General features: G+C 45.1%; 16 protein-coding genes. 10 read left to right on the top strand and 6 right to left on the bottom strand.

Going from position 1 to position 21,307, the window contains the following annotated elements; all coding sequences use genetic code 11:
- Window positions 1–230 precede the first annotated feature (230 nt).
- The 3 genes from FTU19_RS14260 to FTU19_RS14270 all read left to right on the top strand — a co-directional run bounded on the left by FTU19_RS14260 (window position 231) and on the right by FTU19_RS14270 (window position 4,927).
- Window positions 231–1,445, top strand: coding sequence for an MFS transporter (locus tag FTU19_RS14260; protein WP_180070098.1), 1,215 nt, complete (start codon window positions 231–233; stop codon window positions 1,443–1,445).
- Between the two features lie 143 nt (window positions 1,446–1,588).
- A complete protein-coding gene (locus FTU19_RS14265) occupies window positions 1,589–3,979 on the top strand; it encodes a YgiQ family radical SAM protein (protein WP_180034235.1) in 2,391 nt (796 codons plus the stop codon).
- 399 nt (window positions 3,980–4,378) lie between these two features.
- Window positions 4,379–4,927, top strand: coding sequence for a DUF2726 domain-containing protein (locus FTU19_RS14270; RefSeq protein ID WP_166136543.1), 549 nt, complete (start codon window positions 4,379–4,381; stop codon window positions 4,925–4,927).
- An 80-nt stretch (window positions 4,928–5,007) separates the two neighbouring features.
- On the opposite strand, the gene FTU19_RS14275 is transcribed toward FTU19_RS14270, so the two are convergent.
- From FTU19_RS14275 to mdtD, 5 genes are all read right to left on the bottom strand, one after another.
- A complete protein-coding gene (locus tag FTU19_RS14275) occupies window positions 5,008–5,364 on the bottom strand; it encodes a RidA family protein (protein WP_005233436.1) in 357 nt (118 codons plus the stop codon).
- A gap of 4 nt (window positions 5,365–5,368) precedes the next feature.
- Window positions 5,369–6,664, bottom strand: a complete 1,296-nt coding sequence (gene shiA, locus FTU19_RS14280) for a shikimate transporter (protein ID WP_179992224.1) — start codon at window positions 6,662–6,664, stop codon at window positions 5,369–5,371.
- A gap of 222 nt (window positions 6,665–6,886) precedes the next feature.
- On the bottom strand, window positions 6,887–7,942 hold the full coding sequence (dinB, locus tag FTU19_RS14285; protein ID WP_180048220.1) for a DNA polymerase IV: 1,056 nt from the start codon (window positions 7,940–7,942) through the stop codon (window positions 6,887–6,889).
- A gap of 143 nt (window positions 7,943–8,085) precedes the next feature.
- Window positions 8,086–8,871 carry a GH25 family lysozyme gene (locus FTU19_RS14290; protein ID WP_180131705.1) on the bottom strand — a complete coding sequence of 262 codons (786 nt, stop codon included), beginning with the start codon at window positions 8,869–8,871 and terminating at the stop codon, window positions 8,086–8,088.
- 50 nt (window positions 8,872–8,921) lie between these two features.
- Window positions 8,922–10,313 carry a multidrug transporter subunit MdtD gene (mdtD, locus tag FTU19_RS14295; RefSeq protein WP_179992221.1) on the bottom strand — a complete coding sequence of 464 codons (1,392 nt, stop codon included), beginning with the start codon at window positions 10,311–10,313 and terminating at the stop codon, window positions 8,922–8,924.
- A 353-nt stretch (window positions 10,314–10,666) separates the two neighbouring features.
- On the opposite strand from mdtD, the gene FTU19_RS14300 reads away from it, so the two are divergent.
- Entirely contained in the window at window positions 10,667–11,632 is a 966-nt protein-coding gene (locus FTU19_RS14300) for a hypothetical protein (RefSeq protein WP_159123941.1), read from the top strand.
- Window positions 11,633–11,721: 89 nt separating this feature from the next.
- Here FTU19_RS14300 and FTU19_RS14305 read toward each other — a convergent pair whose 3' ends face one another.
- Window positions 11,722–12,342 (bottom strand): TIGR00730 family Rossman fold protein, encoded by a 621-nt coding sequence (locus tag FTU19_RS14305; protein ID WP_034703864.1) that lies wholly within the window; start codon window positions 12,340–12,342, stop codon window positions 11,722–11,724.
- Between the two features lie 323 nt (window positions 12,343–12,665).
- Between FTU19_RS14305 and FTU19_RS14310 the strand changes: the two genes are divergently transcribed.
- The 6 genes from FTU19_RS14310 (at window position 12,666) to FTU19_RS14335 (ending at window position 21,153) form a co-directional block, all read left to right on the top strand.
- Complete coding sequence (locus tag FTU19_RS14310; RefSeq protein WP_104426943.1) at window positions 12,666–14,246, top strand: TerC family protein; 1,581 nt, start codon at window positions 12,666–12,668, stop codon at window positions 14,244–14,246.
- Window positions 14,247–14,321: 75 nt separating this feature from the next.
- Window positions 14,322–14,786: a YchJ family protein gene (locus FTU19_RS14315; RefSeq protein ID WP_034169795.1), complete on the top strand. Its 465-nt coding sequence runs from the start codon at window positions 14,322–14,324 to the stop codon at window positions 14,784–14,786.
- 61 nt (window positions 14,787–14,847) lie between these two features.
- Window positions 14,848–15,492 (top strand): trimeric intracellular cation channel family protein, encoded by a 645-nt coding sequence (locus FTU19_RS14320; protein WP_034169794.1) that lies wholly within the window; start codon window positions 14,848–14,850, stop codon window positions 15,490–15,492.
- A 131-nt stretch (window positions 15,493–15,623) separates the two neighbouring features.
- On the top strand, window positions 15,624–16,943 hold the full coding sequence (locus tag FTU19_RS14325) for an MFS transporter (RefSeq protein WP_180031583.1): 1,320 nt from the start codon (window positions 15,624–15,626) through the stop codon (window positions 16,941–16,943).
- Window positions 16,944–17,106: 163 nt separating this feature from the next.
- Window positions 17,107–19,326, top strand: a complete 2,220-nt coding sequence (parC, locus tag FTU19_RS14330) for a DNA topoisomerase IV subunit A (RefSeq protein ID WP_179992219.1) — start codon at window positions 17,107–17,109, stop codon at window positions 19,324–19,326.
- A gap of 150 nt (window positions 19,327–19,476) precedes the next feature.
- Window positions 19,477–21,153, top strand: a complete 1,677-nt coding sequence (locus FTU19_RS14335) for an AMP-binding protein (protein ID WP_180025469.1) — start codon at window positions 19,477–19,479, stop codon at window positions 21,151–21,153.
- Window positions 21,154–21,307 lie beyond the last annotated feature (154 nt).

Here is a 21,307-nt window from a genome sequence, read left to right on the forward strand (position 1 = left end):
TCCCTTCCCGAACTCAGAAGTGAAACCTCTTAGCGCTGATGGTAGTGTGGGGTCTCCCATGTGAGAGTAAGTCATCGCCAGCTCATTATTCCAAAAGCCCTCTGCTCACGCAGGGGGCTTTTTTTATGCGTGGGGTTTAAGAAAATTAATTATTCGATGGTTATTTAAACTGAATCATCACATAAAAGGCGAATTGAGAGGCGTATACTGAGCAGGTTCATGGAGCGGATATGTCCTCAAATTCATCTTCAAGCCATATCGCATATGGTTCATCTGCTTTTAAAGCTATTTTATTCTCCTTATTTCTGGCGGGTTTCGCGATTTTTTCATCGCTGTATTGTGTCCAACCGATGATGCCGATTCTGGCGGATTATTTTCATATCTCTCCAACACAAAGCAGTTTTCCACTTTCCTTCTCTACCATTGCCTTGGCTATTGGCTTGATCTTTACTGGTCTGATTTCAGACCATTTTGGCCGTAAGCCGATAATGGTCTGGTCGTTATTTTCAGTTTCAGTCTTACTGTTACTCAGTGCTTTACTGCCAATCTGGTCGATATTTCTAGCCACACGAGTACTGATTGGTTTAACGGTCAGTGGTGTGGCAGCCGTGGCGATGACTTATATTGGAGAGGAAGTGGTAGAGCAGGATGTGGGCTTTGCCATGGGGCTGTATATTTCCGGAACTGCGATTGGGGGCATGAGCGGACGGTTGATCGCAGGGACATTGGTCGATTTTATTTCTTGGCAATCTGCGACTCTGATCATTGGGTTACTGAACCTATGTATCGCTATAACCTTCTATTTTCTATTACCTAAGTCCAGACACTTTCAGGCTTATCCAATTCAATTCAGCCGTTTTATCAGAGCATTTCAACAGAATCTGAGTGATCCTAAATTAAGAATTCTGTTTTTACAGGGCTTTATCCTGATGGGGGGATTTGTCTCGGTATTTAACTATCTGAGTTATCGTTTGATTCAAGCGCCATTTGAATTGTCTCATGTCTGGATTGGTCTGATTTCGATTACTTATCTGGCCGGAATTTATAGCTCGCCACGAGCCGCAGCTTGGAGCAGGAAGTTTGGACGTTATAGGGTACTTGCCGCCATGCTTTGTACCATGCTGTTTGGCTTAGCCTTAATGTTGATTAATAACTTGGCTTTAGTCTTTATTGGTTTGCTGATTTTTACCTTTTCCTTTTTTGCGGCTCATTCAACTGCTAGTAGCTGGGTATCGGTGCAATCCTTACAGTATCGTGCGGTAGGTTCGTCCCTTTATTTGTTCTGTTACTACCTGGGTTCAAGCTTACTTGGAAGTTCGAGTGGACTGGTCTGGGAAAATTCCGGATGGTTAGGACTAAGTGTATTTATCGCTATTATTTTAGGATTAGGCTTGCTGATGGCACAGCGTTTAAAACCTATAAATGATTCTTCAAAATCAGGATGAGTATATATTCCTAATAAAGGTCTTAAAGCTGTTTTTGTATAAATTATAATCAAGCAACCTAAGCCGAATTCATGCTAAAATACTCGGCTTTCATCTTTGATCACTTTTCTGATCTTCCATCTGCCAGCCGAGAATTGCTAGCCATGTCTACTGCTTATACCGCTCAGACTGCGCCTAAAGCGTTGTTTGATTACGACAAATATTGGGCGTCATGTTTTGAACCCGCGCCTTTTTTGCCGATGTCACGCGAGGAAATGGACCAACTCGGTTGGGACAGTTGTGACTTTATTTTTGTCTGCGGTGATGCCTATATTGACCACCCGTCATTTGTGACCGGGATCATTGGACGTGTGCTCGAAGCACAAGGTTTCCGCGTGGGGATTATTGCCCAGCCGGACTGGACTAATGTAGAAGCCTTCCGTGTACTCGGTAAGCCGAATATTGCCTGGGGCGTTTCTGCCGGTAATATGGACTCGATGATTAACCGTTATACGGCGGATCGTAAGATTCGTTCAGATGATGCTTATTCTCCAGATAACCAGCCGAATAAACGTCCAGACCGCGCAGCAACCGTCTATTGCCAACGTTGTCGTGAAGCTTTCCCGGATGTGCCGGTATTACTCGGTGGTATTGAAGGTTCATTACGTCGTATCGCACATTATGACTACTGGTCAGATAAAGTCCGTCGTTCGATCTTAATGGATTCTAAAGCGGACTTGTTGATGTACGGTAATGGCGAACGCTCGATCATTGAAATCATGCATCGCCTGGCTAAGGGTGAAAAGATTCATCAGATTACTGATGTTCGTGGTACCGCATTCATTATCAATAAACATAACCGTGCTGCGAAAGCCCAGTTTGTGGAAATCGCATCCAATGATGTCGATACCATTGGCCGTGTCGATCCGATCATCAACCCCTATGTGATGAGCGAAGATATTGATGGTTGTGAAATTGAAAAAGATAAAGGCAACAGCTTAAGCCAATACCAGAATTTCCAGAAAGAAGTGGTAGCCAACCCAATCGTGCGTGAAGGGGACAATTTAGATCCAGATACGCAAATTGTGCAGCTACAACCAGCTTCTAAAGCAATTAAACATAAATTACCACCACGTGAACTGGCAGTGATTCGTTTGCCTTCTTTTGAAAAAGTGGCAAATGACCCTGTGCTGTATGCACATGCGAACCGTATTCTGCATCTGGAAACCAATCCAGGGAACGCGCGTGCCTTGGTACAAAAACATGGTGAACGTGATGTGTGGATCAATCCGCCACCGATTCCATTAACTACCGAAGAAATGGATTATGTGTTCGACCTGCCTTATGCACGTCTGCCGCATCCATCCTATGGTAATGCACGCTTTCCGGCCTTTGACATGATCAAGTTCTCGGTGAACATTATGCGTGGCTGTTTCGGTGGCTGTACTTTCTGTTCGATCACCGAGCATGAAGGTCGTATTATTCAGAACCGTTCTGAAGAATCAATCCTGCGTGAAGTAGAAAAAATTCGTGATACCGCACCAGGCTTTACCGGTATTATCTCCGACTTGGGTGGTCCAACGGCCAACATGTACCGCCTGGCATGTAAAGATCCTGAAATTGAGAAAAACTGTCGTAAACCTTCATGTGTGTTCCCGGGCGTATGTCAAAACCTGCATACCGACCATGCACCGTTGACCCAATTGTATCGTAAAGCACGTGCTTTACCGGGTATTAAAAAGATTCTGATTGGATCAGGTCTGCGTTATGACCTTGCTGTATTGAATCCGGAATATGTCAGAGAGCTGGTCACCCATCACGTGGGTGGTTATCTGAAGATCGCGCCAGAGCATACCGAAAAAGGTCCATTATCCAAGATGATGAAACCGGGGATCGGGACGTATGACCGCTTCAAGCAGATGTTTGACCGTTTCAGTAAAGAAGCCGGTAAGGAACAGTATCTGATTCCTTATTTCATCGCGGCGCATCCGGGTACCACCGATTACGACATGATGAATTTGGCTATCTGGTTGAAAAAGAATGGCTTCCGTGCCGATCAGGTACAAACCTTCTATCCATCACCAATGGCCACTGCAACCACCATGTACTACACCGGTAAAAACCCGCTGGCGAAAGTCGCGCGTTATACTGAAGATGTGGACATCGTGAAAGGTGAGAAACGTCGTCGTCTGCATAAAGCCTTTTTGCGTTATCATGATCCAAACAACTGGCCTTTATTGCGTGAAGCTTTAAAGGAAATGGGGCGTCAGGATCTGATTGGTAACTCGAAACAGCATCTGATTCCAACCTATCAACCTGCTGGTACAGATGGACAATACCAGTCTGCACGTAAGAAGAATTCGACTGTAGCGGGTGATTCACAGAAACGTACTGCTAACCCAGGTAATCGTGGTCAGGCTCAAAATAACCGTCCGAAAAAAGGCCAGATTCTGACCCAGCATACTGGTCTGCCACCGCGTGAAACGGGTGATGCGAAAAAGCCATTCGGCGGCCCTAAACCTAAAGCAAAATCAAAGCCAAAATCACGTGCTTGATTAAGCTGATAAAAAAGACACTTCGGGTGTCTTTTTTTATGTTCAGACTTTATTGATGCGGCTTTCAGGTTCTCAATTAAAATGTAAAATATTTTATTTTTAGTCGATTTAAATTTTTGAAAAATGATATAAAAATAACACTTTGTCGGAATTGTCTTACAGTTCAACCGATTTATATTGCGATCTATCAGGAGACTATTTTACAGTCGCGTATAAGGATTTAACCCTAATTTCTATTGAAATAGCAAAAAGCGGTTTTTAAGTAACCGGCAATCAAGTTTTGCTACGAATTGTATTGGTCTCTACACAGAATGGTAGCAGGGCAATTTTAAAAGTAGTATGGGTTTATACTGGATAACAATAAAACAAGAATGATTATAAGAATGCAAGGATTGAGTCATGACCACCTATATGATTATAGGGAGTTTCTTGGTGTTCTGTGTTGTGCTCATGGCATGGAAGCAGCTAAGGAATAGCCCAAAACCGCAAGACAGCGCCTTAAAACAGCGCGCTATTTTTAATCCAAATGAACAACTGACGTTTACACGCCTGAAAGAAGTATTGCCTGATTATATTGTACTGGCCCATGTTTCTTATGATGCACTACTTACTACCAAATTTGGTCGTACCCGGCACAAGTATCGTGATCTGATTGCAGATTTTGTGATTCTGGATCAGCAATACCAGATTGTTGCCATTGTAGCCGTCGATGATCCGGTGATTTTAAAACGTCCACAGCAGGCGCAATTTCAGGATGCCTTGTTGACTATGGCCGGTTATCGGGTCATTCGCTATGAAGATGTACCGGAATATTATCAGTTACGAGGAGATTTCCTGCGTGAGCAGGAGCATTCCAGTAAAGACCAGAGATTTACCGCTGTGAATGATCTCAAAAAATATCATCTCTATTCAGATCTGGAACGACGTAAAGTCAAAGCATTAAACTGATAGAACCTAAACGAAAAAAGTATGCCAAGTGCATACTTTTTTCTATTTTAGATGAGTAGCAATTAGGCCTGAATAGAAGTCTATTCAGGTTTGACGGCTACGACAGTCAGTTCCACTAACACGCGTGGATCATACAGTTTAGCTTCGACACAGGTGCGGGGTAGGGCTTGAATATCCGATACCCAGGCATCCCAGACTTCATTAAACGCTGCATAATCTTTTTCAATATCTTTGAGATAAATCGTCACAGACATGATCTGGCTTTTATCGGTACCGGCATCCGCCAGGAACTGATCGATAATATCCAGTGTCTGCTGGGTTTGACCTTTGATATCCAGATCCAGATCTGTCGCCAGCTGGCCGGCAAGATGAACCAGATTGCCGGCAATGGCGATCTCAGAAAAGCGTTGTGAAACATGCAAACGTTGAACAGACATCAGCTTAATCCTTGGTTTTTGGCATCAAGGCTGCGACTAATGCAGTCAATAGGCAGCCTATCGCAAGATAGATGGCTACATAATGCCATGAACCATCACCCCAAATCACTAAGGAGGCTGCAATCATTGGGGTAAAACCACCACCAATAATACTGGCGACCTGATAACCGACTCCGGCACCGCTATAGCGATATTCCGTACCAAATAGCGAGGTAAAAATCGGTTGATGCACGCTGACCACCATGTCATGCGCGACATTGGCCAGTAGAATGGCGCCAACAATAATCATCCAGGTATTTTGTGCATCCAGTGCCATAAAAAACGGAAAGGCAGACAGTGCACCGATCAGACCACCCCAGACGCACATGGTTTTATGCTGGATTTTATCCGATAGCCAGGCAAAGAAAGGAATACTGAAACAGCTGATCGCACCGACCATCAGGGTGATATTCAGGAAGAACTGTTTGTCCATGCCCAGATTATTGGTGGAATAGTTTAGGGCAAAGTTGGTGACCAGATACATGGTCAGCAGTTCGGTCAAACGTAAGGCAATAATATAAAAGAAAGCTTTAGGATGTTTGCTGATGGCCTGCAAGATTGGCAGTTTTTCTGGATGATGATCTGCCTTAATCACTTTCTCTACGAATTCTTGAGATTCATCCTGATCACGGCGAATCCACATCGCAATCCCGATCAGCACGATACTGGCAATAAACGGAATGCGCCAAGCCCATTCAGCAAAAGCCTCTTCACCCAGTGTGGCAATAATAACGGATACCGCACCCGTTGCCAGTACCAGACCTACGCCATAGCCGACCTGAACACCACTGCTATAAAAGGCTTTTTTGCCTTTAGGGGCATTTTCCACCGCCATCAGGGCAGCACCACCCCATTCACCACCGACTGCAAAGCCTTGAATGGCACGCAGGGTCACCAGTAAAACCGGTGCCCACCAGCCAATGGCTTCGAAATTAGGTAAAAAACCAATCCCGACGGTGGAAATCCCCATCAGGACCACAGTCAGAACCAGCATTTTCTTGCGGCCGAGCTTGTCGCCGAAATGACCAAATACCACACCGCCTAGAGGACGAAACAGGAAGCCTACCCCAAAGGTGGCTAAAGCCGCCAAGGTACCCATATTGGCACCAATGCTTGGGAAAAACTGGTCTTTAAAAATTAAGGCCGCAACAATGCCGTAAAGGAGAAAATCATACCAATCGACAACAGCACCAACAAAACTGGATAACGCCGCTTTACGCGCGCGTCGTTCTTGAATAACAGAAGAATTTACAGAGGACATGCAGGGAGGGATTCCATGAGATACATCAGAGTTGCCCTGTAATATTCGGATTTGATCGTCACGCCAATCACAGGACAGTATGCTGAAAGTAAAGGTGATTTTCAGCATCTCAGCACATACATGGATAATGCATTGCGCAGATAGAGTACTCCAAAAATTCAAAATGTAAAAACAAAGTTGCCGTATTTTTAAACTAACGTCTAATACTTGTACAAAATAGGCTTAAAGTAGCAGCAATTGCGTTTCTGTTTCACGTGCAGCGAGCTGATAGACGCCAAGCCCAATCAGCCGAAACTGCAGTTGAGGAGTAATATGCATCTCTTGAAGCAATAAGTGTAAAGCCTGCTCCAGTTCTTGCGGGCTACGCAGCAGCTGGCTGAAGCTTTTACTATGCTGCATGGTCTGAAAATTTTTCATTCTCAGTTTTACAGTAACCCCGCGGGCAGAGAGCTGTTTTTTTTCCAGACTCTGCCAGAGCTGGGCAATTAATGGCTGCCAGTAAGGCTGGCATTGCGGTAAATACAGATCATCATCGAAAGTCGTTTCCTTGGAAATCTGTTGGCGTTCCCGTTCAGCTTCAACTGGCCGATCATCAATACCTTGAGCATAGAGAAACAGGCGCCGTCCATATTTGCCAAAATGCTGAATCAGGATCGCTTCTTCAATCTGCTGTAAATCTCCCAAGGTTTCCAGATTCAAACTTTTTAGTTTTTCTTGAGTGACTTTGCCTACACCGGGAATTTTCTTCAGTGGAAGATCCTGAATAAAACGCTGTACTTGTGAAGGTTTGATAACACAGATTCCATTCGGCTTATGCCAGTCAGAGGCAATCTTGGCGAGAAATTTATTCGGCGCCACGCCAGCAGAAGCGGTTAGTCCAGTAGTTTGAAAAATATCTTCACGAATGCGCATTGCCACTTCAGTGGCACTCGGAATCTGCTGCAAATTTTCGGTGACATCCAGATAAGCTTCATCCAGAGACAACGGTTCGATGACCTTGGTATAAGTTTGAAATATTTGATGAATCTGACCAGAGACCTGACGGTATTTGGCAAAATCTGGTTCAATCACGATGACCTGAGGGCAGAGCTTACGTGCTTGAGTCATCGGCATGGCAGAGCGCAGTCCGAATTCGCGGGCCGGATAGGAGGCAGCCGCGACCACTGCCCGCGGATGATGCGAGGCAATCACCACAGGCAGAGCGTTCAGCTCCGGACGCTCACGCAGCTCGACTGAGGCGTAGAAGGCATCCATATCGATATGAATAATTTTGCGCATATCCAGTATCTTAAGTGGCTTTAGCTGGATTGGGAAGAGACCGGATTGACAAGTAAACAGGCTAAAGTATTATTCAAGACGAAGCATATCCTGTCTAAATAATTCAATATCCATTTCATGGTTGAATCAGGGAGAAATTAGGTTTATTTCTTGGCCGGAGGCTTGGGCTGATCCTGGGTGGGAATACTGTTCTGCTGTAAAAATTTGATCCAGTCCTGCTCTGAGCCATAAAACACGTTGAGATCCACAGTACGGGCAATGCCAGGAATTTCACCTTGACTGGTATGTTGCCAGAAGGTCCATTTAGGCTGACCCTTTAAATCTGGTAAACCTTGGTACTCACGTACCCAGAGCGGTACGTCAGTAAACTCTCCCGCCAGCACGATGTTATAAAAAGATTTCGACACATAGAAGATCGGCTGCTTGCCATAATGGTGTTTTAAGGCATCATGCATGATCCGGATTTCCTTGAGCATCTGCTCTTTGGAATAGTGATTGATGCATTTGCTGTCATATTCCAGATCCATTACGGGTGGCAGGGCATCCATTTTACGCGGAACAGACTCTATAAAATTCTGAGCCTGAATACTGCCATCACGGCAAAGCCGATAAAAATGATAAGCACCGACCAGAAAGCCCTGTTCGCGGGCCTGCAGCCAGTATTCCTGAAACTTGGTATCTTTAAAATCACCACCTTCTGTGGATTTTAAATAGACAAATTTATATTTCTGTTTTGGGATTTTCTTCCAGTCTATTTCTTTCTGATGATGGGAAACATCAAAACCATGAATCGGATAATCTGCTGCATGCGCTGAAGGCTGTTTGAAAACCAGCAGATAAAGCACAGTGGTTACCACAAGCGTAATCAGCAGCCCGACTGCAATCACTGAGTGTTTTTTCCAGTTGCTAGAAGTGGGAGCTGCTTTCATGTGCACGGTGGCCTAATCTAGAGATATTCATATCGAGTTTATATTCTGCCCTAGACTGGTGTGTTTTTGGGGATATGCCAGAAAATATAGGCAGCAATAATGTTAATACAGCCTAGACAGAGCAGCGAAACGTGGAAGGCATTATCCAGCTGCTCAGGGCCGAAGTAGGCACTAAACATATTCACTAGCGTACCTGCCAGTGCCACCCCGATACTCATTGACAGCATCATGATCATCGACAGAAAACTGTTACCACTGCTGGCATCCTGCTGGCTTAAATCTTTTAAAGTCAGCGTATTCATTGAGACAAATTGCAGCGAATTCAGAATCCCGAACACAAAGAAATGAATGGCTCTTAGCCAGATAGGGGTTTCCGCCGTAGTCAAGGCAAAACTGGCAATACATAGACCGACCAGCAAGGTGTTGATCAACAAGACTCTACGATAACCAAAACGTTGAATGATTTTGCGGATAATCGGTTTAGATGCTAAAGAACCGAGTACCGTTGGAATCATCAGTAAACCGGTAATAAAAGGTTCAAAACCAAAAGCGACCTGCAACATTAAAGGCAGCAAAAACGGAATCGAGTTGCCGCCGAGCCGGGCAAAGAAATTACCCAGAATACCAATCGAATAAATCTTATTTTTAAATAATTTACTGCGAAAAAGCGCATTCAGATGAGTATGTGAGTGATAGGCATAGATGAGTGAGGCAATCAGACCACTTCCGACCAGACTTAAGCTCCACCAGAGTGGATATTGTGGATTGGCAAAGTTTTCAATCCCTAGACACAAGCCGATCATTGCGATGACCAGTAGAATAAAACCGCCAAAATCAAAACGCTGTACCGTCGGTTCAGTGATATTCGGCATAGCTTTAAAGGTAATCAATGCACCCAGCAGACCAATCGGCAGATTGATCAGGAAAATCCAGTGCCAGGACAGGTATTCCACCATCCAGCCACCTAAGGTTGGACCGATTAAAGGACCCATTAGTCCTGCCAGACTCATCAGACTCATAGCGGATAGAAACTGGGTACGAGGAATAATTTTCAGCATGGCCAGTCGTCCGACTGGAAGCAGCAAAGCACCTCCAATGCCCTGAAATACCCGATAAACCAGTAGTTCATTCAGATTCTCAGACCAGGCACAGCCGAGTGAGGCCAGAGCAAAAATAATGATCGCTGCAAAATAGATATTCCGAACCCCAAAGCGATCTGCCAGCCAGCCACTTAAGGGAATGCAGGCTGCCACAGAAAGCACATAGGCCACCACCACACTATGCATCCGTAACGGATCTTCCTGCAGGTTACTGGCAATCGCAGGCAAGGCGGTATTGATAATCGTGGTATCCAGGCCTTGCATGAAAAAGCCAATCGATACCAGCAAGACCAGCAGTCTGAATTCAGGTTGTAGGGATTGATGCGTAGGAGTGACATTCATGGATTTAAAAAATCATCTATTTTGAATAGTTTAAAGAAATCTATGCAGCAGTGTGACTGAAATAAAAACGATTGTGAATAGGAGTCGTGTAGACAAAATGCTAATGAATTCACAGCCTGATTTCAGTTATTGAAGAGGAAAGGGTAAAAGATATATTTCTATACTGCGAACCTCTCAAATTGATACAGATTCATAAATATGTCATTTTTGGAACACTTCAAGCTTCTTTTTAAGGAGCAGGCTACAAAAAAATATGACGGAAATGTCATGAAAATGAAATAAAACCGTCATAATCTGGGGCAAACTTCCAGAACTGCTGTACTGGGAACTGTCTAGTAAAAGGTTTTGTACTTATGACCATCGAGATTCTGATGGTAGTTGGCTTCTGTCTGGCCGCCTATTCCATCGTGGGGAATGATGTTCCGCAAACATTAGGAACATTTATTTCATCGAACTCACATCGCCCATGGTGGGTACTCTGGATTTACATCAGTACTATTCTGGTTGTGGTGTTAATGTATGGCTGGTTTGCTTCTGGGGTAGGGGATGCCTCTTATGGACGTCTGGAAACCATTCCTTTCCCTGAAGATGGGGTCACCTGGCTATATGTGGTACCGCCTCTTTTACTGATCATTTTGACCAAATATGGCATTCCGGTCAGTACTACTTTCTTGGTGCTCACGATTTTCTCCCCGAGCAGTCTGGGTTCCATGCTGACCAAGTCAATGATGGGTTACGCCGTCGCTTTCTTTGTGGCGATTGTGATCTATCGTCTGGTCATGAAAAAACTCGCGGTCTATTTCAGTGAAACCCGTGATCAGCAACACTCCCCAATGTGGATGGCCTTGCAATGGCTATCTACGGCATTTCTGTGGAGCCAGTGGCTGATCCAGGATCTGGCTAATATCTTTGTTTATGTGCCGCGTCAGGTGCCGTTTGAGTTCCTGATCTTTGCCATTTCTGTCTTTGTCATCCTGCTGGGCATGATTCTTTACCAGCGTGGTGGAGCTATCCAGAATATTGTTGATACCAAGACCGGGGTGACGGATGTCCGTTCTGCTACGATTATCGACTTTATTTATGCATTGATTCTGCTGGTGTTCAAAGAGTGGAGTAACATCCCGATGAGTACCACTTGGGTATTCCTGGGGTTACTGGCCGGTCGTGAATTTGCGATTTCGATGCTGGTGACCGAAGTCAACAAGCACCGTACTTCACGGAATGTCAGCAAAGATGCCATGAAACTGATGTTTGGTCTAGCCATTAGTGTGTTTCTGGCGACGACTTTGCCTTGGTTCTATCACACGATTTCCGGTTAATGTCTTGGCATGTATAAATGAAAAAAGCGAGCATCAAGCTCGCTTTTTTATGGCTTTAAATCATTGCTATTTAAAGCAGACAAGAAAATTTAAACGACGAAACGTTGCGGAGCATCCAGATTCAGCAAGGTGGTATAAATCTGATCTGCATGTTCACAGATAATCAGTTTAGCCCGATGTTGGGGCGGCAAGAAGCCTTCCTGCACCGCAAGATCAAGCTGGGCAATCAGGGGATTATAAAAGCCATTGACGTTATACAGCATCATCGGTTTTTGATGCTGGTTCAGCTGACCCCAGGTCGCAATTTCCAGAATTTCTTCAAAGGTTCCCAATCCACCCGGCAAGGCGACAAAGGCACAGGCACGATCTGCCATCATGGCCTTACGCTGATGCATGCTGGTGACGATATGCAGTTCTGTGAGTTGAGGATGGGCAATCTCATAATCCAGCATAAATTCCGGAATCACGCCCACCGCTTCACCACCATGCTGAATCATGGTGTCTGCCACCTGGCCCATCAGACCAATACTGGCGCCGCCATAGACCAGACCAAAACCATGTTCGGCCAGACCTTGTGACAGTTGAATCGCTTTTTCCAGATAAATCGGTTTGTTGCCGGCACGAGAGCCACAATATAAAGCTACTAGCGGGCGTGTTGTTTTTGGGGAGTTATCATTAAAATAATCGGTCATTTCCATTACACTTTGCATTTATTTTTTTCACCTTATCATTTTTTTATCTACTTACTATAACTTAGTTAACAAATATGACAATTCCATGAGCAGACCTCATTTTAGGACAAAATCTTTCATTCAAATTCATCCATAATCCCGGATGAAAACAGGTGAATTTCATGCTGTTCTTGATATACTGAAAGTCTGTCTTACTACAATAGAACTCACATGGGTAGTCGAAGTTGGCGCTTTAATTCAGTAAAACGTCACATTATCAAGTCTTTAATTCAAGTCGGGTATCAACCTGTATCTCATCATGCAAATACTTGCTTTTCTCCTCGGTTAGAGGAGCAGATGCAATGATTTTTGAATGGATGTCAGATCCCTCTGCCTGGATTGGCTTACTCACACTGATTGTTCTTGAAATTGTACTCGGGATCGATAACCTGGTCTTTATTGCAATTCTGGCGGAAAAGCTTCCACCCGAACAGCGTAATGCAGCGCGTATTACCGGTCTGGGCTTGGCGCTGTTAATGCGACTGGTGTTGCTGGCATCGATTGCCTGGGTCGTAACGCTTACTGAACCGCTATTCCATATCTTTGAGCATCCATTTTCAGGACGCGACCTGATCTTATTATTCGGTGGTGTATTCCTGCTGTTTAAAGGCACTATGGAGCTGCATGAGCGTCTGGAAGCCAAACCTGTGACCAAGGAAGAAAATCCGGTTCAGGCGGTGTTCTGGATGGTGATTGTGCAGATCGTGGTACTGGACGCCGTGTTCTCGCTCGACAGCGTGATTACTGCGGTTGGTATGGTCAAAGATCTGTCTGTGATGATGATCGCCGTGATTATTGCGGTCGGTATCATGTTGTGGGCCTCTAAAGCCCTCATGGATTTCGTCAACAAGCACCCGACAGTAGTGATTCTCTGTCTGGGCTTCCTGATGATGATTGGTTTCTCGCTGGTGGTTGAAGGCTTCGGTTTCCATATTCCAAAAGGCTATCTGTATGCCGCGATTGGTTTCTCGGTGATTGTGGAATTCATTAACCAGACCATGAAACGCAATCAGGAAAAAATGGTGACGACAACTGATATGCGTTACCGTACTGCGTCTGCCGTAATGCGTATGCTGGGCGGTAAACCGGCTCAGGACAATGATTCTTCTGAACCGGAAGATGTACTGGCGACTCGTGCCTTTGCTGATGAAGTCTTTGATGACGACGAAAGTGGAGTCTACCATAGCGTTATGGTGCAGGGCGTACTTGGCCTGTCAGAACGTCCGGTGAAATCGGTGATGACACCACGTCCTGAACTGGAATGGATTGATCTGGAAGATGATCATGCCAGCATCAAAGAGCAGTTATTGCATATGAGCCATTCACGCCTGATTGTGGCGCGTGGTGAACTGGACAATATTGCCGGTGTGGTATTGACCCATAAAGTCCTGAATGAATACATCGAAACAGGTATTCTGGACTTCGAAAAACATCTGCGTGAACCTGTGATTGTACATGAAAATGCTCAGGTCTTGATGGTCATGGATCAGTTGCGTCAGGCACCGCTACAAATGGCTTTAGTACTGAACGAATATGGTTCCATTGAAGGCGTGGCGACACCGATTGATGTACTGGAAGCGATTGCCGGTGAATTCCCGGATGAAGACCAGCTAGAAGCAGCCGTAGAGAGTCTAGAAGATGGCAGCCTGATTCTGGATGGTTCAACTGATATTCGCCATGTGTCACTGCTTCTGGATCGCGATCTGGTCAATGAAACGGAAGAATATTCGACATTGTCGGGTTATATTCTGTTCCATCTGGGGCGCTTGCCAGAAAATGGCGAAAAGCTCGAAGCAGATGATTATATCTTTGAGGTGGTCACGATGGACGGCCACAAGATTGATAAGGTGCATATCATTGCCCCAGCGAACCGGAAAGACTAGTTCAGCGCCCGAAGGACGAAGCTAAAAGTTTGCTAAAATAGCCCGCACTGTCGGGCTATTTTTTATGGAATTGAGATGTCAGAAGCATGTCCATGTGGACGAGGTGAATACGCAAGCTGTTGCCAGCCACTACATCAGGGCCAGCAATTGGCTCAAAACGCCGAGCAATTAATGCGCTCGCGGTATAGTGCCTTTGCCAAGCATGAAATTGATTATATCCAGCAGACTACTGCCCGTGGACAGCAGCAGGCTTTGGACATGCCAGCCATTGCTGAATGGAGTAGAACCAATCAATGGCTGAAGTTGGAAATCGTGCAGGCCAATGAAAAGCTGGACAAGACCCATGCGCTGGTCGAGTTCAAAGCACATTATCACGATGGCAAGCAGGCCCAGATTCATCATGAAATTTCACATTTTGTAAAGTTCGAGAATCGCTGGTACTTTCTAGATCCAACGACAGATCAACAGTTTACAATGAAACAGCCGTGCATCTGTGGCTCCGGGAAAAAATTTAAGCAATGTTGTGCGCATTTTTTATAATTTTCACATAGATTTAGCTTAGAATAGCCGCCATCTCATAGCCTCAGGTGGAAGCAGGGCGATGTTACTGACCGTCATCTATATTATTGCAATTACCGCTGAAGCCATGACCGGAGCCTTGTCTGCCGGTCGGCGTAGTATGGACTGGTTTGGGGTCACGATTATTGCCTGTGTTACGGCGCTCGGTGGTGGTTCGGTACGTGATGTACTACTTGGCCATTATCCTTTGACCTGGGTCAAACACCCGGAATATCTGGTGCTGACTTGCTGTGCCGCCTTTGTCACCATCCTGATTGCCAAATGGATGCGCCATTTACGCAATATCTTCCTGGTACTGGATGCCTTGGGCCTGATTGGCTTTACCATCATTGGCTGCCAGATTGCGCTGGAAATGGGGCATGGTTTTGTAGTCAGTGCGGTCGCCGGGGTTCTGACCGGAGTATCGGGCGGTATTTTACGTGACATTTTATGTAATGATGTGCCTTTAGTCTTCCGCCGTGAACTGTATGCCAGTATTTCCTTTGTTGCAGTCATCTTCTACTGGCTCTGCAGCAATTTCGGTCTGTCACTCGAACTGACCATTATTTCCACCCTGATTTTTGGCTTTAGTTTGCGTTTGATTGCGATCTATTTCGGTCTGGAAATGCCGAAGTTTATCTATAAGGATGATGACGAACAGTCCGCTTCATCCAAAGACGAATCTTGATATGAATTACGGTAACTGCGGGAGGGAAAACTTCCCGTAGGCGTACGTATTCGTAGTATAAAAAAATAAAAAATCAAACCTCCTGTTGGGACAGCAGCATCTCCCGTTTCACCTGATCAGAGATTTTTGTTATGGATTTAGTTTCTCGGATACAGCGCTTGCCGATCGGCAAGTTCCACTACACTCTTTTATGGGTGATTGGTCTTGGCTGGATGTTTGATGCCATGGATACAGGATTGATTTCCTTTATTCTGGCGAAAATGGCTGAAGACTGGCAGATGACCGCTGACCAGAAAAGCTGGGTGGTTTCGATCGGTTTTATCGGTATGGCGATTGGGGCGATTTTTTCAGGTGGACTGGCAGATCGCTGGGGACGTAAAACGGTATTTGCCAGTACGCTGGTGATTTATAGTCTGGCGACTGCTGCCTGTGCCTTTGCGCCGAATCTGACCTGGTTACTGGTATTTCGTTTTATTGTCGGTCTGGGATTGGGTGGTCAGTTGCCGGTTGCGGTGACACTGGTCAGTGAATATATCCCGGCACGGGTACGTGGTCGTTTCATTGTGCTGCTGGAAAGTTTCTGGGGCTTGGGCTGGCTGGTGGCTGCACTGGTGTCACGTTTTGTGATTCCTGATTTTGGCTGGCAAGCTGCATTCATGATTGGCGGGATACCGGCACTGTATGCCATCGTAATCTGGAAACTGGTGCCTGAGTCGGTACCGTATCTGATCAATCGTGGCCGGGTAGATGAAGCACAGGCTCTGGTTAAAAAGATTGAGCGCAAATGCGGCGTCGAAGTCATGGAAATCTTTGAAGTTAAACCTGTGGCTGCCAAGCAGAATATCTCGTTTACCCAGCTCTGGAGTGGTATTTTTGCCCGCCGAACCTTGATGCTGTGGCTGATCTGGTTTGGGATCGTTTTCTCCTACTATGGTATTTTTACCTGGTTACCAAGCCTTCTGGTCAAGGAAGGCTATACCATCGTGCAGTCTTTTGAATATGTCCTGGTCATGATTCTGGCGCAATTGCCAGGTTATATTGCGGCAGCATGGCTAGTCGAAAAACTCGGTCGTAAGGCGACTCTGGCTGGATTTATCGGCATGTGTGCGATTTCAGCCTATTTCTTTGGCCAGTCCGGTAGTGTCACTGAAATTGTGATCTGGGGCTGTCTGATGTCCTTCTTTAATCTGGGAGCATGGGGTGTTCTCTATACTTATACCCCAGAACAGTATCCAACCAATATTCGTGCTTTCGGCTCAGGCTGGGCGGGTGCAATTGGCCGTATTGGCGGGATTGCTGCACCTTTTGCCGTAACGCATTTGATGGGGATGCCAAATGGTTTCAGTTATGTCTTTACCATGTTTACTGCAGTATTAATCGCAGTAGCTGTGGTCATTTTAGTCCTGGGTGAAGAGACCAAGGGCAAGACGCTAGAGTCCATGGGTTTATAAGGTTGGTGATTTTTTAGTTGCTCAGCTGCTATAAAGTGGATATTTTTAGCCCATAAGACACGATTTGTCGCGCTGTGTAGTTTACTGCCCTTGTGCAGCCCACAGCCGCGACTTAGCATAAGAAACATTGATACAAAAACGAATTTTAGGATTATAGGTTGTTATGACAAGCCTTGCGCATCATGCGACAGAAAACCGTTCCGTAGCCGAATTTACCGAACAAGCTTATTTAAATTATGCCATGTACGTGATTATGGATCGTGCATTGCCACATATCAGTGACGGTTTGAAACCGGTACAGCGCCGTATTGTCTATGCCATGAGTGAGCTGGGTCTTAAATGGACCAGCAAACCGAAAAAATCGGCACGTACTGTCGGGGATGTGCTGGGTAAATACCATCCACATGGTGACTCGGCCTGTTATGAAGCCATGGTCCTGATGGCGCAGCCATTCAGTTATCGCTATCCGTTTATTGAAGGACAGGGCAACTGGGGTTCACCGGATGATCCTAAATCCTTCGCAGCGATGCGTTATACTGAAGCCAAACTGTCACAATATAGTGAACTGCTTTTATCCGAGCTGGGACAGGGTACCTGTGACTGGCAGGATAACTTTGATGGTTCGATGAAAGAACCGATCAACTTGCCGGCACGTGTTCCCAATATCCTGTTAAATGGTACCACCGGGATTGCTGTGGGGATGGCGACCGATATTCCGCCTCACAACTTGCGCGAAGTGGTGAAAGGTACTATCGCCCTGATCCGTAATCCGAACCTGACCGATGCCAAAATGGCAGAATACATTCCGGGACCGGATTTACCGACCAAAGCGGAAATCATTACGCCACCATCAGAGCTGCTTAAAATCCAGACGACAGGTCGTGGCAGCTATCGCATGCGTGCGGTATACACTATTGATAAAAATGAAATTGTGATTACCGAATTGCCATATCAGGTATCCGGTTCAAAAATTATCAGTCAGATCGCGGACCAGATGCAGGCGAAAAAGCTGCCATTGGTCACTGATGTTCGTGATGAATCTGACCATGAAAATCCAACACGTTTAGTGGTGGTATTGCGTTCGAACCGTATTGATGCTGAAGCGGTAATGAGCCATCTGTTCGCGACTACAGATCTGGAATCCAGCTATCGTGTCAATATGAACATGATTGGCGCGGATGGCCGTCCACAGGTGAAATCGATTCGTCGTATTCTGCTGGAATGGATCGAAATCCGTAAAACTACAGTCACTCGCCGTCTGCAATATCATCTGAATAAGATCGAAAAACGCCTGCATATTCTCGGCGGTTTGATCATTGCCTACCTGAATATTGATGAAGTGATTCGGATTATTCGTGAGGAAGATCAGCCTAAACCAGTGTTGATGGAACGTTTTGGTATTGATGAGATTCAGGCCGAAGCCATTTTAGAACTCAAGCTACGTCATCTGGCCAAGCTTGAAGAAATGGAACTGCGCCGCGAACAGGAAGAGCTGGAAGCTAAAGCTGCCGTGATTCGTGAACAGCTGGCGAATCCTGAGTCTTTAAAAACTTTGATCATCAATGAACTAAAAGAAGATGCCAAGAAATTTGGGGATGATCGTCGTTCTCCAATCGTGCAACGTGCCGAAGCCGCTGCTATTGATGAAACTGAAATGCTGCCAGCGGATCCTGTAACGGTAGTATTGTCTGAAGCGGGCTGGATTCGCTGTGCTAAAGGGCATGAAGTGGATGCTGAAAATCTGAATTTCCGTGCGGGCGATCAGTATCTCAGTCATGCCCAAGGTAAGTCTAATCAACGCGTCTATGTATTAGATGATAGTGGCCGTAGCTATGGCTTGCCAATCAATAGCCTGCCATCGGCACGAGGACTCGGTGAACCGTTGAGTTCAAAACTTTCTCCGGCAAGTGGAGTTGGTTTCAAGCAGGTATTGGTGGCTGAAGATGATGCAGAAATCCTGGCAGTCAGCAGCAAAGGTTATGGATTTAAAACCCAAGCCAAGCAGTTGGATACCAATGCCAAAGCTGGTAAGGCTTTCCTGAATCTATCTGAAGGTGCACAGGTCATGAACCTGCAACCGCTGGAAGATGCAACTCATGTTGCACTACTCAGTTCAGCTGGTCGTCTGCTGATTGTTGATCTGTCGGAATTACCTGTATTGAATAAAGGTAAAGGTAATAAATTGATACAACTTGAAGATAAAGATCAAATTTTATCCATGACAATATTAAAACTTGATGAAATAATTCAAGTGCTTGCAGGACAGCAACAATTAAAACTTAAAGGGGATGACCTGCAAAAATATATTGGGAAACGAGGCTCTAAAGGAACCCTGTTACCACGTGGATATCAAAAAGCAAATAAACTGTTGATTCAAAGATAATACTAGCATCCATGAATCGAAATACGTTATATATGAGTAACGATTCGACAAATGGATGCAATGTTGCACATATACAAGTCTAAAAAATGACGTGCAGCATTGAAAAAAACAGTTGAACTACTAAGGATTATGATTGGAGAGATTGGCATTATGGAAAAAATTTGGTTCGCTGAATACCAAAAAACAGGGATTCCAGAAACTGTAGAATTACCAGCAGAAAATACATCTCTGGTTGATATTTTTGAACGCAATTTCCAAAAATTTGGCTCACGTGATGCCTTTATCTTTATGGATAAGACTTTAACGTTCAATGAGTTGGAAGAAGCTAGTCGTAAATTCGCAGCATATTTACAAAGTTTGGGTCTGGCAAAAGGCACACGTGTTGCCGTAATGATGCCAAACGTTCTTCAGTATCCGGTCGTAGCATTGGGGGTGTTCCGCGCTGGTTTAGTACTGGTGAATGTAAATCCACTGTATACATCACGTGAGCTTGAGCATCAGTTAAAAGATTCTGGTGCTGAAGTTCTCGTCATTATTGAGAACTTTGCCAGCGTTTATCAGTCAATTATTGGCAAAACGCCTGTGAAGCACGTCGTGGTTGCTTCTGTGGGTGACATGCTGGGTGCTTTAAAAGGTACTTTGGTGAACTTTGTATTGCGTTCAGTACGTAAGCAGATTCCGGCATGGGATATTCCAGGCCACATCAAGTTCAATGCAGCCCTGAATAAAGTTAACCCAAGCAACTATAAACGCCCTGAATTGACTTTAAGTGATACTGCTGTACTTCAGTACACAGGTGGTACTACTGGTGTTTCTAAAGGTGCTGAACTGACCCATCGTAACTTGGTTGCTAACCTGTTGCAGTGTGACGGTATCTTCCAGAGCAAATTCGGTGCGCAAGATGGCCAGCCAGATGACCGTATTTTCTGTGCTTTACCGCTTTATCACATCTTTGCTTTCATGGTCTGTGCACTTTACGGCATGTATAAAGGTCAGGCGAACGTTCTGATTCCTAACCCGCGTGACCTGCCTGCGGTGATGAAAGAATTACGTAAATACCAGCCAACATTCTTCCCTGCTGTGAACACGCTGTTTAATGCGCTTGTAAACAACGAAGAGTTCAAGCAACTGGATCATAGCCGTTTAAAAATGGCGATGGGCGGTGGTATGGCTGTTCTGCCTTCTACTGCAGAAGCCTGGAAGAAAATTACTGGCACTAACATCATTGAAGGTTATGGCCTGTCTGAAACTTCTCCAGTAGCAACTGCGAACCCACCGGCATCTGAAGCATTTAGCGGTACGATTGGTATTCCGTTACCTTTGACTGAAGTTGCAATTCTGGATGATGACGGTAATGAAGTTGCACTCGGTGAGCAGGGTGAAATCTCAATCCGTGGTCCACAGGTGATGAAAGGCTATTGGAACCGTCCGGATGAAACCGATAAAGTGATGGTAAATGGCTTCTTCCGTACCGGTGATATCGGTGTTATGGATTCACGTGGTTACATCAAAATCGTTGACCGTAAGAAAGACATGATTCTGGTCTCTGGCTTCAACGTTTATCCTTCTGAAATTGAAGAAGTCGTTGCAAAACATCCAAAAGTACTGGAAGTGGCTGCAATTGGTGTACCAGATGAAAAATCAGGTGAAGTGCCAAAACTGTTTGTGGTGAAGAAAGACCCTTCATTGACGACTGAAGAAGTTCTGGCATTTGCAAAAGAAAATCTGACCGGTTATAAACGCCCACGTTATGTTGAATTTATGGATGAATTACCAAAATCTAACGTAGGCAAAATCCTGCGTAAAGATCTACGTAAGACTGCATAAATCCTGCAATAAAAAAAGCGCCTGAGGGCACTGCTGTCCCATAGTTTGCTTTAAATAAAAAAACCTGAGTCCTAACAGTTAAAATATGAGTGCAAACAAACACTTTAACGACCAGGATTCAGGTTTTGTCACATCAGAATACCGTATTTCATGA

It is taken from the genome of Acinetobacter sp. YH12072 (assembly GCF_013419565.1).
In the GTDB taxonomy this organism is placed as follows: Bacteria; Pseudomonadota; Gammaproteobacteria; order Pseudomonadales; family Moraxellaceae; genus Acinetobacter.

Coding starts and splice junctions, on each gene's coding strand:
- FTU19_RS14260 (WP_180070098.1), top strand. CDS start 231: ATGTCCTCAAATTCATCTTCAAGCCATATCGCATATGGTTCATCTGCT.
- FTU19_RS14265 (WP_180034235.1), top strand. CDS start 1,589: ATGTCTACTGCTTATACCGCTCAGACTGCGCCTAAAGCGTTGTTTGAT.
- FTU19_RS14270 (WP_166136543.1), top strand. CDS start 4,379: ATGACCACCTATATGATTATAGGGAGTTTCTTGGTGTTCTGTGTTGTG.
- FTU19_RS14275 (WP_005233436.1), bottom strand. CDS start 5,364: ATGTCTGTTCAACGTTTGCATGTTTCACAACGCTTTTCTGAGATCGCC.
- shiA (WP_179992224.1), bottom strand. CDS start 6,664: ATGTCCTCTGTAAATTCTTCTGTTATTCAAGAACGACGCGCGCGTAAA.
- dinB (WP_180048220.1), bottom strand. CDS start 7,942: ATGCGCAAAATTATTCATATCGATATGGATGCCTTCTACGCCTCAGTC.
- FTU19_RS14290 (WP_180131705.1), bottom strand. CDS start 8,871: ATGAAAGCAGCTCCCACTTCTAGCAACTGGAAAAAACACTCAGTGATT.
- mdtD (WP_179992221.1), bottom strand. CDS start 10,313: ATGAATGTCACTCCTACGCATCAATCCCTACAACCTGAATTCAGACTG.
- FTU19_RS14300 (WP_159123941.1), top strand. CDS start 10,667: ATGACCATCGAGATTCTGATGGTAGTTGGCTTCTGTCTGGCCGCCTAT.
- FTU19_RS14305 (WP_034703864.1), bottom strand. CDS start 12,342: ATGCAAAGTGTAATGGAAATGACCGATTATTTTAATGATAACTCCCCA.
- FTU19_RS14310 (WP_104426943.1), top strand. CDS start 12,666: ATGATTTTTGAATGGATGTCAGATCCCTCTGCCTGGATTGGCTTACTC.
- FTU19_RS14315 (WP_034169795.1), top strand. CDS start 14,322: ATGTCAGAAGCATGTCCATGTGGACGAGGTGAATACGCAAGCTGTTGC.
- FTU19_RS14320 (WP_034169794.1), top strand. CDS start 14,848: ATGTTACTGACCGTCATCTATATTATTGCAATTACCGCTGAAGCCATG.
- FTU19_RS14325 (WP_180031583.1), top strand. CDS start 15,624: ATGGATTTAGTTTCTCGGATACAGCGCTTGCCGATCGGCAAGTTCCAC.
- parC (WP_179992219.1), top strand. CDS start 17,107: ATGACAAGCCTTGCGCATCATGCGACAGAAAACCGTTCCGTAGCCGAA.
- FTU19_RS14335 (WP_180025469.1), top strand. CDS start 19,477: ATGGAAAAAATTTGGTTCGCTGAATACCAAAAAACAGGGATTCCAGAA.